Annotated in this window: 12 protein-coding genes and 2 pseudogenes; 9 read left to right on the forward strand and 5 right to left on the reverse strand. The window is 66.8% G+C overall.

The features are described 5' to 3' along the window. Window positions 1-12: 12 nt before the first annotated feature. Window positions 13-228: a hypothetical protein gene (locus VET29_RS37090; protein ID WP_324929684.1), complete on the reverse strand. Its 216-nt coding sequence runs from the start codon at window positions 226-228 to the stop codon at window positions 13-15. A 74-nt stretch (window positions 229-302) separates the two neighbouring features. Here VET29_RS37090 and VET29_RS37095 point away from each other — a divergent pair, with 74 nt between their 5' ends. After that, window positions 303-1,589, forward strand: a complete 1,287-nt coding sequence (locus VET29_RS37095; protein ID WP_324929686.1) for a hypothetical protein — start codon at window positions 303-305, stop codon at window positions 1,587-1,589. A 198-nt stretch (window positions 1,590-1,787) separates the two neighbouring features. On the opposite strand, the gene VET29_RS37100 is transcribed toward VET29_RS37095, so the two are convergent. Both VET29_RS37100 and VET29_RS44240 read right to left on the reverse strand, forming a co-directional pair. Continuing rightward, window positions 1,788-1,940: a hypothetical protein gene (locus VET29_RS37100; RefSeq protein WP_324929688.1), complete on the reverse strand. Its 153-nt coding sequence runs from the start codon at window positions 1,938-1,940 to the stop codon at window positions 1,788-1,790. 169 nt (window positions 1,941-2,109) lie between these two features. Beyond that, window positions 2,110-2,430, reverse strand: a pseudogene (locus tag VET29_RS44240) (PadR family transcriptional regulator); the annotation flags it as partial. 12 nt (window positions 2,431-2,442) lie between these two features. Here VET29_RS44240 and VET29_RS37105 point away from each other — a divergent pair. Together VET29_RS37105 and VET29_RS37110 are read left to right on the forward strand one after the other, a co-directional pair. Continuing rightward, window positions 2,443-2,892 (forward strand): annotated as a pseudogene (locus tag VET29_RS37105) (VC0807 family protein); the annotation flags it as partial. A gap of 64 nt (window positions 2,893-2,956) precedes the next feature. Beyond that, complete coding sequence (locus VET29_RS37110) at window positions 2,957-3,088, forward strand: hypothetical protein (protein ID WP_324929690.1); 132 nt, start codon at window positions 2,957-2,959, stop codon at window positions 3,086-3,088. A gap of 107 nt (window positions 3,089-3,195) precedes the next feature. On the opposite strand, the gene VET29_RS37115 is transcribed toward VET29_RS37110, so the two are convergent. Both VET29_RS37115 and VET29_RS37120 read right to left on the reverse strand, forming a co-directional pair. Then, a complete protein-coding gene (locus VET29_RS37115; protein WP_324929692.1) occupies window positions 3,196-5,625 on the reverse strand; it encodes an ABC transporter permease in 2,430 nt (809 codons plus the stop codon). Further along, entirely contained in the window at window positions 5,622-6,296 is a 675-nt protein-coding gene (locus VET29_RS37120; protein WP_324929694.1) for an ABC transporter ATP-binding protein, read from the reverse strand. The genes VET29_RS37115 and VET29_RS37120 overlap by 4 nt, the downstream gene beginning before the upstream one ends. A gap of 143 nt (window positions 6,297-6,439) precedes the next feature. On the opposite strand from VET29_RS37120, the gene VET29_RS37125 reads away from it, so the two are divergent. The 6 genes from VET29_RS37125 (at window position 6,440) to VET29_RS37150 (ending at window position 13,403) form a co-directional block, all read left to right on the forward strand. Next, window positions 6,440-7,573 carry a sensor histidine kinase gene (locus VET29_RS37125; protein WP_324929696.1) on the forward strand — a complete coding sequence of 378 codons (1,134 nt, stop codon included), beginning with the start codon at window positions 6,440-6,442 and terminating at the stop codon, window positions 7,571-7,573. Next, on the forward strand, window positions 7,570-8,247 hold the full coding sequence (locus VET29_RS37130; RefSeq protein WP_324929698.1) for a response regulator transcription factor: 678 nt from the start codon (window positions 7,570-7,572) through the stop codon (window positions 8,245-8,247). Before VET29_RS37125 ends, VET29_RS37130 begins: the two co-directional genes overlap by 4 nt. Before the next feature lie 228 nt (window positions 8,248-8,475). Then, window positions 8,476-9,228, forward strand: a complete 753-nt coding sequence (locus tag VET29_RS37135) for a hypothetical protein (RefSeq protein WP_324929701.1) — start codon at window positions 8,476-8,478, stop codon at window positions 9,226-9,228. A gap of 412 nt (window positions 9,229-9,640) precedes the next feature. After that, complete coding sequence (locus VET29_RS37140; protein WP_324929703.1) at window positions 9,641-10,087, forward strand: RHS repeat-associated core domain-containing protein; 447 nt, start codon at window positions 9,641-9,643, stop codon at window positions 10,085-10,087. 689 nt (window positions 10,088-10,776) lie between these two features. After that, on the forward strand, window positions 10,777-12,510 hold the full coding sequence (locus VET29_RS37145; RefSeq protein ID WP_324929705.1) for a hypothetical protein: 1,734 nt from the start codon (window positions 10,777-10,779) through the stop codon (window positions 12,508-12,510). Next, entirely contained in the window at window positions 12,507-13,403 is an 897-nt protein-coding gene (locus VET29_RS37150; protein ID WP_324929707.1) for a hypothetical protein, read from the forward strand. Before VET29_RS37145 ends, VET29_RS37150 begins: the two co-directional genes overlap by 4 nt. The last annotated feature ends 42 nt before the right edge of the window (window positions 13,404-13,445 follow it).

Genomic DNA, 13,445 nt, shown 5'->3' on the forward strand with positions numbered 1-13,445 from the left:
GGTCTTGACGGGTCAGCGCACCAGGCGGAAGAAGCTGCGCAGTTCGTCGACGAACAGGTGCGGCTGTTCGAACGCGGCGAAGTGGCCGCCTCGGTCGGGTTCGCCCCAGTGGCGGATGTCGGTGTAGCGGTTGGCCGCCCAGCGGCGGGAGGAGCGGGGCATCTCCTTGGGGAGATCGAGCAGCCGGTCGGCACGGGCGCGGTGTCCTGGGTCGCCTTGCTGAACCACTCGCCGACCTCGCGGAAGCTTTCCAGTAGAGCCGTGCCGAGGAGGTCGCGGTGCGGGTGAGCCAGTAGAGGGTGATGTCGTCGAGCATCTCGTCGCGGGTCAAGACGGTCTCGAGGACCACGAAGAACACCGTCCTGGACGGTGAGTTCCCCACCCTCTTCCTCGCCAGCTCCCGGCACCACCTGTTGATGGCCGAACAGACAAGCCTGCGCAACAACGAGTACGCCGAGATGGTCAGCCTCGTCGCCACCGGTGACGCCACACCCGTCAACGTGGGCTTCTACGAGTCGAACAGCTATATGCCGGCCGCCGCGCTGTCCGGTAGGGATCCGTCGGGCGACCGCTTCGCGTTCGCCGCCCGCAACAACCCGGGTATGTGCGCGACCGCGTTCCCGGTCTACGTCGTCACACCGGACGGCACGGCGACGGAGACGGACATGTCCGCGGCGGTGCCGCCCGGCTTCGTCGCGAACAATACCAACGGCGTCGACGTCCAGGACCTGTGGTGGAGCGAGGACGGTGTCCTCCATGCCACGATCGAATCGTGGACCTGTGACGAGTCCAAACGAGACGAACAGAGCAAGAAGACCGTCCACGGTCCCGCGAGCCTGTGGAAGCTGACCGGGAACAGCTGGGCGCAGGAAAACACGAAGCAGGCCACCGTGGCGCGCAGACTGTCCGGGAAAAGCGTGATCACCCTGCGAATCCCCGAGTGCATAGGGGAAGTCCCACAGCACGCGGACGCGACCTACTGCAACACCGGCTCCCTGGACCTGACCGAAGACGACAGGACGACCCACGTGGCCGACGGGGTCCTGGCCGTCCACACCGCGCCCGCGACGACCGACGCGCAGGTCCCCGCCGGCACACCAACCGTCGACACGAACCGCCTGATGACGGCGCCGGTGCCCAGCTTGTGCGATCACCCGGGCGGCAACCTCGTCGACGGCGAGGTGCCGGGCATCCCGGAGTCGGACGGGTTCGTCGCACTCGCGGTCACGATGGAACCGGAGTCGGCCGCCGACGTAGTGGCGACCGCGGACCTGACCGGCGACGGCGAACCCGACACCGTCGCGGTGTTCGCCTGCTCGTGGGGTGGCGTGAGCTGGCCGCACAACCTGGTCCTGTGGGACCACGACCTGAATGTCCAGGGCGCCATCGACCTTGGCGACGTGACCCCCGCCGAACACGCGGACGTGCAGTACATCCGCACGGAGTCAGGCACCGTCGTCGCACGCTGGCGCTCCTACGAAGGCGCGGGCTACTGCGAGAAAGCCTGGACCGCGCACCTCACCTGGAACGGCACCGCCCTGGAACTCGCCGACCTGACTCAGGTCGGCGCCACGGGACCCGGTTGCTGACCTCGACGCCCGCACCCTGAACCGCCAGTGGCGAGTTCGGCGCGTGCTCGTCGAGCGCCGCCCCCGACGTGGGGGCCGCTCACCTGGCCGGGCCTACCCGCGTGGCGCAGCGCGATGAATTCTCCCCCGGGCTCAGCCGGATGGCAGGGCTTCGTCTGTGGCTGCGTGTGGAGGTCACGACCGGGAGTTGGTGTCGTGTCAGGCGTACGGTTGCCAGGTCAGGGCGCCGGCTCTGATATCGCGGGACACCGCGCGCACCCAGGCCAGTTCCGCGGAGGTGGTGGTCTGGAGGTACTCGTGCTCGAGCAGGTGCAGTCGAGGGACTCCGTGCTCGCGTGAGGCGGTGAGCACTGCCTCGGTCTCGGTGAGCCGTCGTTGTAGCGCTTGTGCCCGCAGTTCTAGCTGTGCGCGCGTCCTGGGGGTTGAGCAGGTGTAGGAAGGACACCACAGCGGGGAACAGGGGGAATTCCTGTGCTGGGGTGGCCATGTTCTCACGCAGGCCCTCCAGCAGGAGCTGCCGACCGTGGGTCGTGACCTCGTAGACGGTGCGTTCGGGGTGGCGCGTATCGCGTTCGACGGCACGGACGCGGATTAACTCGTCGCCGGTCAGCCGTTCGATGGAGGCGTGGAGGCTGGATCGGTTGCGTACGTTGACGACGATGCCGACGCCGCGTTCCTTCATCAGTTGTTGCATCCGGTAGGCGTGCATCGGCTCCTCGGTCAGCAGCGCCAGAACCGCGATCGCGACGGGAGACAGGTGTCCGCGAGTTGCCATAGTACGGACTATGAACTCTGAGCGGCGACCGTGGAACGCGAATGAGGGAGGCCCTATGTCATCCATTGCGCAGCAGCCGTGGGGGTCAGGGCAGGCGGCTTGCTGTCGAGCTTGCTGGAGATCGCTCTTTCCGTCGGCGGCTACTACCTCCTGCGCGCCTTCGACGTCGGCGTCTTCTGGGCGCTCATGGCACCGGCCATGGCCGTCGCTGTCGTTGCGGTGGTGGTCACCGTCCGGCGTCGACGGATCGACTTGGTCGGTCTGCTGGTGCTCTGCGAGATCGCCGCGACGATCGCGCTCTCACTGGCGACGCAAAGTCCTCGCATAGCCGCACTTCGAGAGGCGGCATACGTCCTCATCGCCGGCGTCTTCTGTCTCGTCACACTCCTCTACCGGGCGCCACTCGCGCACGCGAGCGCGATGTCCCTCGCGACCTTCGGGGACCCGAAACGGGAGCAGGCCTTCGAGCGCGCTTGGCGGGAGGTGCCCGCATACCGCCGGTGGCAGCGACTGCTCACTGCCTCGCTCGGTCTGATCATGGTCGTCACGGGCCTCATCAAGGCATACCTCCTCCTTTCGGCTCCGGACAACGATGTTGCTCACGCACGCCGTCGACGTGAGCAACATCGTCACCTTCGTCATGATCGGGACGCTGGTCGCCGTGAGCGCGATACTCATCCAGCGGCCACGAAAGATCGTCGAGCGGCTGCTCGAACCGACATGACCGACCCCGTTGGGGGTCTGTGTCGTGATCCCTCTTCTGGCCCGAAGCGACCGGCTGTCCCAAGTCGATCAAGCGGTAGGCAGTGGGATTGCCGTGGCGGGTTCGCTTCACAGGTACGTGAGTGCCTCGCGGACCGTGAGGCGGGATGCGCGACGGGCTGGGGCCAGGGTCGCGAGGAGTGCGCCGGCGAGGAGCGCGGCGGGCCAGATCGCGTTGGCGGGCCACGATATCCGCATGGGCAGTGGGTCGCCGGCGATCATGTTGCCGATCATGCGGTTGAGAGCCGTCGCGATCGCCAGGGCCAGGGGGATGGCGAGGAGGCAGCTTGCCAGTGCGGTGAAGAGACCTTCGGCCGCGACGGTTCGGCGGACCGTGGACGGGGACGCACCGATCGCGTGCATGATGCCGAACTCGCGGATGCGTTCCAGGACGCTGGTGCTCATCGTCGACGCCATGCCGATGTAGCCGACGATCGCTATGCCGATCGCGATCATGAGCAGTGTCCAGCCCGCGGCGTACACGTGGCCGTCGATCACGCCGGCGAGGCGGCCGGCTGGCATGGCGACCTGGACGGCGACGCCCGCTTTGACGAGTGCCGTGCGTGCCGCTTCGGCGATCGCCGACTGGCTTGCCGCGGAGTGGTCGGCGCCGGTGATCTCCACGCGGTTCGCGTGTCCTTCGTGGCCGGTGGCGGCCGCGAAGCCTTCCGTGGTCACGAAAGCGCTGGGGCCGGCGAACGTCTGCCTGACGAGACCGGCTACCTGCCAGGTGGTCCGGCGCCCGTCCACGGTGAGTGTGACGGTGTCGCCCAACTTCGCGTCCGGCAGCAGGCCGCCTGCTGTGCCGCGGTTGAGCACGATGGCGTCGGTGTCGCCGGGGCGGAGCCACCGGCCCGTCTCCAGCGGTGGGTCGACCATCTTGGTGTTCGCCGGCACGGCGGCCAGGAACCGGGAGCCGTGTCCCTGGTCGGGGTAGGTGCCGGTCACCTCGACCTGACTGGCGTCGCGGGCCACCGTCATGGACACCATGGACCATGTCTCGACACCGGCCACTCCGGGCAGCGTGGTGACGGCGTCCTTGATCTCTTTCGTGTCGCCGAATCCGGCGAGGTCGATCTCGGCGTCCCAGGTCTGCTGGGCGGCCGCCTGGGCCTGGAACGCGTACAGCCCGGTCAACGTGTTCGCGCCGCCCAGGAACAGCGCGCCGGCTGCGGTCAGCAGACCGACCAGCAACACGAAGCGGGCCCGGCGCCGGAACATGTTGCGCAGCCCCATGAGCAGTGCGCGGTCGAGCCCTCGGATGCGGCTGACCCAGTTGGGGGTGCGGACTTCCCCGGTGCTGGCGCCGTGGTGGTCGATGGCTTCGCGGACGGTGGTGCGGCTGGCGCGGGTGATCGGGATCAGCGCCAGGAGCGGCGCGAGGAACAGGCCGAGGACTCCCACCGCGGCGTAGGTCCACCACGGGACGGTGAGGCTGGTCGGGTCCATGTCCTGCATCGTGAGCAACATCCGGGCCAGCAGCCGTCCGAGCAGGAACCCCGGTACCACCGCGACCACGGTCGCCCCCGTGGCGACGACGAACACCATGGTCAGGTACTGCCGCCGGATCACGTGGGCGCGGGCGCCGATCGCCTTCATGATGCCGATCTGCGGTATCTGCTGGCTGATCAGACGGTTGAGCATCGTGGCCACCAGCAATGTGCTGAGCAGCAACAGCGTGCCGCCGAAGACGAACAGGATGCGCAGGATCAGGTCGACCCACTGCCGGTGTGGGTGCCGGCCGGGTTCCGGCACCTGGACCTCCGTCACCGGCGTCCCCTTCACCGAGGACAGCCAGGTCGCGAGGTCACGTCCGATGGTGGCGACGCGCTCCCTGCTCGTGGTGTCTGTCGTGGCCACTTTGAGTTGGTTCAGTGTGGTCGGCTCGCCCAGTGTGGGCAGGGATGCGGTGGAGACGTACCCGTAGCCCTTCTGTTCCTGGCGGGCTTCGGCGAGGCTCGGGTCGTGCACGACACCGGTGATGCTGAGCGTGACCGGCCGGCCATCGGGTGTCTTCACGGTCAGCGGATCACCGACCTCGAGATCGAGGAACTTCAGCGCCGCACGCTCGATCAGGATGCCGTCGGGCGGGGGTGGCCACGTCCCGCGGTCCAGCTCGAACTTCGCCAGCCGCATCGGGTCGTCCGGTGCGGCCACGAACACCTGCAGCGGCTTGTCCGACCACTGCCCGCCGTTCGGCCGGAACTGCGCGGTGAACTGGGTGCGCATGGTCGCGGCCGCGACTCCCGGCCGTTTTTCAATGGCGGCACTCAGCTCGGCGGCGCGGTCTGGGCTGACTCCCTTGTCCAGCAGGAGAGTCGCCGATGCCGGGTGGTTGCTGAGGTAGCCGCGGTCGAACTCCCGGCCGGTGATCGTGCCGGCGTACAGGGTCGCGCCGAAGACGGTCAGGCTGACGCCGACCGCCACCCCCATGAGGACGATCCGGCCCCTGATCGCCGCGAGGTCCCGGACCAGCTTGCGCGGCAGCGTTCCGGTCATGGGGCCACCACCTGGCGGCCGTCGGCCAGCAGCACCTGGCGGCCGGCGAAGTCCTGGACCTCCTGCTCGTGGGTCACGAGGACGACCGTGCGTCCGTCGGCGTTCAGCTCGGCGAACAGCTTCAGCACGGCCGCGGCGGTCGCCGAGTCCAGGTTCCCGGTCGGTTCGTCGCCGAGGAGAATCGGCGGGTCGTTGGCCAGCGCCCGCGCGATCGCGGCACGCTGCTGCTGGCCGCCGGACAACGTCGCGGGCAGCTTGTTCGCCTGGTCCTCGATTCCGACGCGGGACAGCAGTTCCCACGCCCGGTCCCGGCGCCGCGACTTCGGCACCGCGGCGACGAAGTCCATGGCCAGCACGACGTTCTCCGCGACGGTCAGGGTCGGCAGGAGCTGGAAGAACTGGAACACCAGGCCCACTGTCCGGCCACGCCACTCCGCGAGCGCCGACTCCGGCAGTGCCCCCAGTTCGGTGTCGCGCACCGTGATCTGTCCGCTGGTGGGCCGGTCGATGCCGGCGAGCAGGTTCAGCAGGGTGGTCTTGCCGCTGCCGGACCTCCCCACCACGGCGACGAACTCGCCTTCGGCGATGTCGAGGTCCAGGTGGTCGATGGCCGCGGTGGCCGACAGGTCGTAGGTCTTGACCACGTCGCGCAACCGGATGATGGGCGTCATGGGCGACCACGATGCTCGGGAAAGGTCTCGTCGTCGTCGCCGTGGCGCTGACTCGTCGACGTACCGCGGCCGTTGTACGCGCCCGCGCGACGATGCCACGAGAGGATGACGTGCCGGGCGCGGGCCACGTCTACCGTGGGCGCGTGACACAGCTGCGCCTTCGCGCGGTGGACGTGACGGTCGCCGTGATCCTGTTCGCGGTCGCCCTCGTCACCGCGAGCCATGGGTTCCACAGCGGGCTGACCGTCTGGGCCGCACTTCTCGCCGCGATCGCGTGCGGGTCGACCGCATGGCGCAGGCGAGAACCGACCACCGTGTTCGTGATCACGACCGTGGCTGCGGAGGGATACCTCGCGGTGACCCAGTCGGAGGCGGGACTGCTCGTGCTCGCGGCGCCGATGCTCGTGCTGTACACGCTCGCCGAGACCGCGGGCCGGTCGCGAGCGGTGATCCTTGGCGGGCTGGCATTCCTGGTGATGTTGGCGGTGCACACGACGTTTCGGCCGGTGTGGGCCGGGCCGCAGAACATCGCGGTGATCGCGCTCGGCGGGCTGGCGGTCGCCGCCGGAGAGGCCGCGCGCCACCGCCGCGCCTACGTCCGCGAGGTCGAGGAGCGGGCCCGGCAGGCCGAGCGCGGCGCCGAGCAGGAGGCCGAGCGACGCGTGACGGAGGAGCGGTTGCGCATCGCCCGTGAGCTGCATGACGTCCTCGGCCACCACCTCGCGTTGATCAACGTGCACGCCGGCGCCGCGGCGGAGGTGCTCGACGATCACCCGGCCGAGGCGAAGAAGTCCCTGGCGCACATCAAACAGGCCGGCCGTACCGCGCTCACCGAGCTCAAGGACGTCGTCGTGCTGCTGCGCGGCCCGGACGACCGGGCCACACCGACCGAACCGGCCGGCGGCCTCGCCGCGCTCGACGAGCTCGTCGTGTCCTTCACCAGGTCGGGACTGCGTGTCGAGACCGACGTCGCCGGTGTGGCGAGGCCGCTGCCCACCGCGGTGGACGTGACCGTCTACCGGGTGATCCAGGAGTCACTGACCAACGTGGCCAGACACGCGGGCGACACCACCGCCACGATCCGGCTGCGCTACGACCCCGACCAGTTGTCGGTCATCGTCGAGGACGAGGGCAACGGCGGTTCCCACGCGGCCGGCCACGGCATCGCCGGCATGCGTGAGCGCGTCACCGCTGTCGGCGGCACGCTGCGAGCGGGACCGAGACCGACGGGCGGCTTCCGCGTCAGCGCCCGGGTTCCCCTTGGCGTGTCGCGATGACCATCCGCGTCCTGCTCGCCGACGACCAGGCGCTGCTGCGCGCGGGCCTGAGAATGATCGTGGACGCCACACCCGATCTCGAGGTCGTCGGGGAGGCGGCCACGGGCCAGGAGGCCGTGCGGCTGGCCGCGAACGCGGACGTCGTGCTGATGGACATCCGCATGCCCGACCTCGACGGGCTGGCCGCGACCCGCATGATCACCTCGGACAGCGCGCTGGCCGCCACCCGCGTGCTCATCCTGACCACGTTCGAGATCGACGAGTACGTCTTCCAGGCCCTGCGCGCCGGTGCCAGCGGCTTCCTCGGCAAGAGCGCCGACCCCGACGAGGTACGCGCCGCGATCCGAACGATCGCCGCGGGGGACGCCCTGCTGTCCGCGGCGGCGACCAGAAGCCTGATCGCGCAGTTCCTCGCGGCGCCCGAACACACGGGCGCGTCCAGCGCGTCCAGCGCGTCCAGCGCGGAACGACTCGCGGTGCTGACCGACCGCGAGCGCGAGGTCCTCGCACTGGTGGCCGAGGGGATGTCCAACGAGGAGATCGCCCAACACCTCGTCGTCAGCCCGTCGACGGCGAAGACCCATGTGAACCGGGCCATGGCCAAGCTCGGCGCCCGCGACCGCGCGCAACTCGTCGTGATCGCCTACCAGAGCGGGCTGGTCACCCTGCGGTGAATCACGTGACGGCGCGGAAGATGCCCCGTATCGCCGAGACTTTTTTTGTCGACGCGATACCAACAATCCGATACTCGCTTCCATCGTTGTCAGTCATCGGGGTAATGTCCGTCTCTTCGCTTGTGGGCGGAGTCCCGGTAGGACTGTCGATGGACGAGTTCGACAAGGCATTGCGCCGACTGGTGGTTGCCTACCCCAAGGACAACCTTCTGGATGGGGCCGGCGGACATGCTTGAGTTCATCGGCGACCCGTCGTGGGTGTTCGAGTTGGTCTCGACCGACGGCCGAGTGCGCGGGCGGGCGTTGGCCAGGCACCAGTCGCTGATCAAAGCCGCTTTAGAGGCGAACCACTGGATGAATCGGGTGTGGGCGCAAGCTGGCACACCCGCGCCGGAGGAGCCGCATCTGGCCGCCGAGATGGAGCAGGCGCGCGCCGCTCATCGGCACTACATGGGGCAGACCATCCTCGGGCTGCTCAGTGGATTCTGGGACAGGAACCCCCAGATCCGCGAGCAGCACGCACAGTTCGCGCTGCTCTACCTCACCTGGGAAAGACGCCACCCGGCGGACTGGCGCGCGCAGGCGTCGAACGCCTGGTCACCCTGGGCGCGCAAGGAGGATCTACTGCTCGGGATGGCCAAGGATGGCATCCCGGCAGCCGTCCGGCCGCAGATGTCCGACCTCATCATCGATCTCGTGCAGCACCCATACCGCTGCAAGGACTGGCTGTACGCCCCACTCACCCGCCAACTTCGAAACGAAGAGTTCAATTGGCGCTTGCGGAACCTCCTCGCCGCCACCGACCCGATGGTGCGGTTACGCGTCGAGTTCCTGCTGTGTGTCGCCGACAATCCGACTCTCAAGATCAAGCGGCAGACCTTCGCGCACTGGCTCGCCAACGACAGAACGATCCCCGTTCGGGAAGCGACCAGTCCAGGACCTGCTTCCTGGATGCAGTGGTCGGGGCGGGGTCGACCTTGACGCTGGGTCAACCCTCCATCCTTCTGGCGGGGGCCTCGTTGCCGAACGACTGCGGTGGCTCCACGAAGGAGGCGGACGATGACGACACTCATCGAGAAGATCGTCGGCGACAAGCGTCGGTGGCGGGCGTACAGGGCGCGCGTCAAAGCGCTTCCCGCTGGCTATCGCACGACGGGCAAGGCACTGGAGCGGTACTTGACGTACTTCGGGATGATCACGAAGGGGACATCCCGAAGTAGGTCCTGCTGTCGACGCTCGAGGACCTGGCCGAACTGTTCGAGCAGGCCGCGGCACGGGACGCCCCGATCCGCACGATCGCCGGAGAGGATCTGGTGGAGTTCGTCGCGACCTTCTTCCGGAACTACTGCGACGGTCAGTGGTCCAGCAAACAGCGCGTGGGAACCGGCCGACGATGACCTTTACCAGCATTGATCAGCTCGGCTTCGGTGGCGTAGCTGCGTTCCGAATTTCGGTGGACTGCTCGGTCGGCATCTCGGTGTCGGTGTCGAGTTGGCCGCAGTGGCTCGGTCAGCACTGGCGGCCCTTCGAACACGCGGGAGCGTTGGCGCTGGTACAGATGGGCGCCCGGTCCTACAGTCCGGCGTTGGGCCGCCTCCCGTCCGCAGATCCGGTCGAGGGCGGATCAACCAACGACTACGACTACGTCGACGCCGATCCACTCAACCGCACTGACCTCGACGGCTGCTGGTGGAGTTGGTTCAAGAAGATCGGGCATGCCGTCAGAAGGGCAGCCGGCAAGTTCACGGCCGGAGTCAGAGAGCGGCGGCGAACATGGCTGGGCTGGGCCTTACGGGAGCCGCGCGTGGTGTGCACCGGACACAGGTCGTACCTGTGCTGAAACCGGCCGTGCAATACTACGGAACCATAGTGTTCGCGCATGCGTCGTCGCTGGGGTTGCCAGTCGGTACTGGAACTAGGGGTTGCGCGAAGACGGATCCATCTGGACAGGAGACGTTCGTGGGCAAGGTTCGGTGGCTGTGGATTCTGCTGAATTTCTTGACCTTCGTTGTGGTTGCTTTTGTTGGCACCCGATTCATACGTGATGAGCCTTATCGGTCACTTTGGGTGCTGACTTCTGGACTTATCGTGCTAGCAATCTCGTTCTTAGTCGGAAGATCTCGTCGGTGAGAAGAGGAACAGAATCAAGCTGAACTATGGCGGCCAAGCTTTTTGAATGCTGGGCCATCAACCAGCTATCCTAGATCACGCTGAATGAAACGTGACAGCGGGCGATTACCTACCCGACGGCGACACCGCTATTCCACACACACCGGGGCATCGAAACCCTTCTTGACAGGGATTCGCAATGATCAGCAAAAACTGCCCGGGTTGTCTCCGTACCCAGTAATTCACGAACACAACGGGGCATCGCATTCATATCTCCCGGAACGCGCTCATTCTCACGTCTGGCGTACTCCGCGGGATCGCGTCCACCTCGAAATACACTTCTGGTCAAGCTTTCATACACGCCTGCCGGGCAGGCTGCGCGCGCACGCACAACGACACGCGCTGGTCCGGGGGGGCGCTATGAACGACACCACACTCGCTACCGCAGTGCCACATGACACCGATATCGACGACCGACTGCTCGACGCCGGTTCCACCGCGACGCGTCACCTGTGCACGGGGGTGTACGTCGACCGGTCCTTCCGGGACCTGGTCATCCGGAGGATTTACAACGACGCGCGCCACCGGATCGCCCCGTCCTACGGATTCGACCTCGTGCCGGTCGTTCGGCACGCCCGGCGGTCCTGGCTGCTCGAGATCGGGCAACTACTCGCGATGCTGGGCGTCCTCATCACCGGACTGCTGACGAGCGAGCCACTTGCCACGGTGATCGTGGCGTGCGCGGTGTTGTCCTGCCGCCTGTTAACAGGCATAGCACGCGAACTTCCCGACGTGTTCCACGGCCTCGTGCGGACGTTGACCACGCGGCTGGGATTGCCTGTCGGCACTCGCCGGCGCACCGACCCGGATCCCCGGAGCAGGAAGCGGCGCATCAAGGTCATGTTCGTCTGCCTCCTGGCCACGCTGATGGTTCCGCCCGTACTGTCCTACTTCCTCGGCTCGCCCATCACCTCCGCGCTCGTACCGGCCGCCGTGATCGGCTCGGGTCTCATCGTTTGCGCGTTTGTCGCCGGGATTCTGCGACAGGCCCTGCTCATCAGCCTCGTCGGGACAACCCGGCCGCACACGTTGACCCGTCGCGAAGAGATCATCGACGAGCAGCAGAGGCATCCCTGCGTCATCTTCCAGCGGCCACCGCACCGCGAAGGCAGCCTTGATCCGCTGGAACTGCTGAAACAGACGGACAAGCCGTCTCCGTTCGTCGGCAGCGGCAAGCTGGTGAACCACTGGCAACTCGGCAGCCAACTTCTTCGACCGGGCGAGGGATCCATGGAGGAACGTGAGTACATCACTCCGCCGTTCACCGCCCATCAGCTGGTCGAGGCGCTACGGGTCGAGTTGAAGAAGCTCGCCCTTGACACGGGCAGGGAGAGCCTTCCGGGCCTTCGGGTGCGTGACCGGATCTATATCGCTGCCAACGATCTTCCTGCGGACGGCAGCCTCACCCGGAGAGGACTGGGAAAACTCGAGATCCGCGACAGGATCGACGACCATCGTCTCCCCGGCCACCATTTCCTGGAGACCAGCGTGCCGATCGTCGGTGGGGAACTGGTGGCCACCGTACTCATCCAGGTCAGTCTCAAGGGCCGGTCGCTGAGTCTCGACGTTGCCACGTGCGCGCTCACGCGAACGCCGGAGACCTTTCATGTGCCCGACTGGTACGGCGAACACAACTCAGGCGCCCTGCTGCGGTCGGCGGCGCGGCACGTCGCCGCCCTTCCCACCGATGTCATGCGGATATGGCGGTTGCTGGAGATACCGGTCGTGGTCGTTGGCGCCCGGCGAGCGAGACGAGATCACACAACGGTTCCCCGCCGCCGGTCGGTCGGCCCGGATCTGGCGTTACGCGAGGAGATCGCGGACTCGTGGGACAACGCCCAACTCGACAGCACGACCATCTACGACCACATGAAGATCGTTGAGCTGCGAATTCTCAAAGCGACGGAGGATTTCCTACGTAAGCACGAGGTGGACACCTCAGCATTCGAGAAGAAGGCCACCAACATCATCAACAGTGGGGTGCTCAACATGGGCGCCAGCCAGATGACAGTACAGCAGATGGTGGCGGGAATGGGTGCCCAGCTGAACAACAACGCGAACGCGGGCGGGAACGGCGAAGGAGCAGTCGCGTGAACGACAGGATCAACAACCAGGGGATCATGGGCATCGGTAACGGCACGATCAAGGCCGATCAGATGGTCGCCGGATCGCACGCGCGAATCCACAACGCCTACGCCTCACCCCAGTCATCGAATTCAACCACCGCGGAACCCCGTGGCATCGTCGTGATCACGATCAAGCCCGTCGAGATGAGTGCCGTCGTCGACGTGTTCGAACTCACGAAGGAGAAGGGCACGCAAGGCGGTCCGAGTCTCTTCCGGGGAACGGTGGACTCGGCCGACGGCCCGGTCGACCTCTTCGCGGCGCGCACTCTGGAGCAGGGGCAACGCTCGATGATGGCCACACTGACACATCTCCGGCAGCGACTCAACCCCGCCACGTTCGTCGTTCTGGGGATCGGCGGCGCCATCAAACGCGGACTCACCATCGACGACGTGGTCGTCACCACCCGCGTCATCTACTACGACCTGCGCAGGGAAACGGCCGACGGCGTGCGGCACCGCGGTGAGGCGCGAGACGCTCCCGCCGTTATCACGCACGCGCTCAACGACTTCTTCACCGATCACCACGAGCCCGCACACCTCGAGTCGGGCACCGGTCGGTTCCGCGTGCTACACGGTCCTATCGGCTCCGGCGACGCCCTCGTCATGGACGAGGAGAGCTGGATTCGGAAGTTTCTCCTGAACTACAACGAATACACCCTGGCCATCGACATGGAGGCAGCGGGGCTCACCCAGTTCTGTCATGAGACACCGCCACCTCAGCCGGGATGGCTGGTGATACGCGGCATCTCCGATCTCGCCGACCACACGAAAACCCTCGATCACCAACAGTCGGCGGCCCGCAACGCCGCGATCACTCTCCGCCATCTCATTCCGTACCTACCGGCCACCAAGATCAATTGATCGCGGATTATCCGGCCCTGTCCTCGCAGGTGAGAAGGGCAG

The sequence above is a fragment of the Actinophytocola sp. genome (assembly GCF_035634895.1).
Taxonomy (GTDB): Bacteria; Actinomycetota; Actinomycetes; order Mycobacteriales; family Pseudonocardiaceae; genus Actinophytocola.

Excerpts from the sequence above, each read along its gene's own strand:
- VET29_RS37095 (WP_324929686.1), top strand. The coding sequence starts at position 303 with ATGTCGTCGAGCATCTCGTCGCGGGTCAAGACGGTCTCGAGGACCACG.
- VET29_RS37110 (WP_324929690.1), top strand. The coding sequence starts at position 2,957 with ATGTTGCTCACGCACGCCGTCGACGTGAGCAACATCGTCACCTTCGTC.
- VET29_RS37115 (WP_324929692.1), bottom strand. The coding sequence starts at position 5,625 with ATGACCGGAACGCTGCCGCGCAAGCTGGTCCGGGACCTCGCGGCGATC.
- VET29_RS37120 (WP_324929694.1), bottom strand. The coding sequence starts at position 6,296 with ATGACGCCCATCATCCGGTTGCGCGACGTGGTCAAGACCTACGACCTG.
- VET29_RS37130 (WP_324929698.1), top strand. The coding sequence starts at position 7,570 with ATGACCATCCGCGTCCTGCTCGCCGACGACCAGGCGCTGCTGCGCGCG.
- VET29_RS37135 (WP_324929701.1), top strand. The coding sequence starts at position 8,476 with ATGCTTGAGTTCATCGGCGACCCGTCGTGGGTGTTCGAGTTGGTCTCG.
- VET29_RS37140 (WP_324929703.1), top strand. The coding sequence starts at position 9,641 with ATGACCTTTACCAGCATTGATCAGCTCGGCTTCGGTGGCGTAGCTGCG.
- VET29_RS37145 (WP_324929705.1), top strand. The coding sequence starts at position 10,777 with ATGAACGACACCACACTCGCTACCGCAGTGCCACATGACACCGATATC.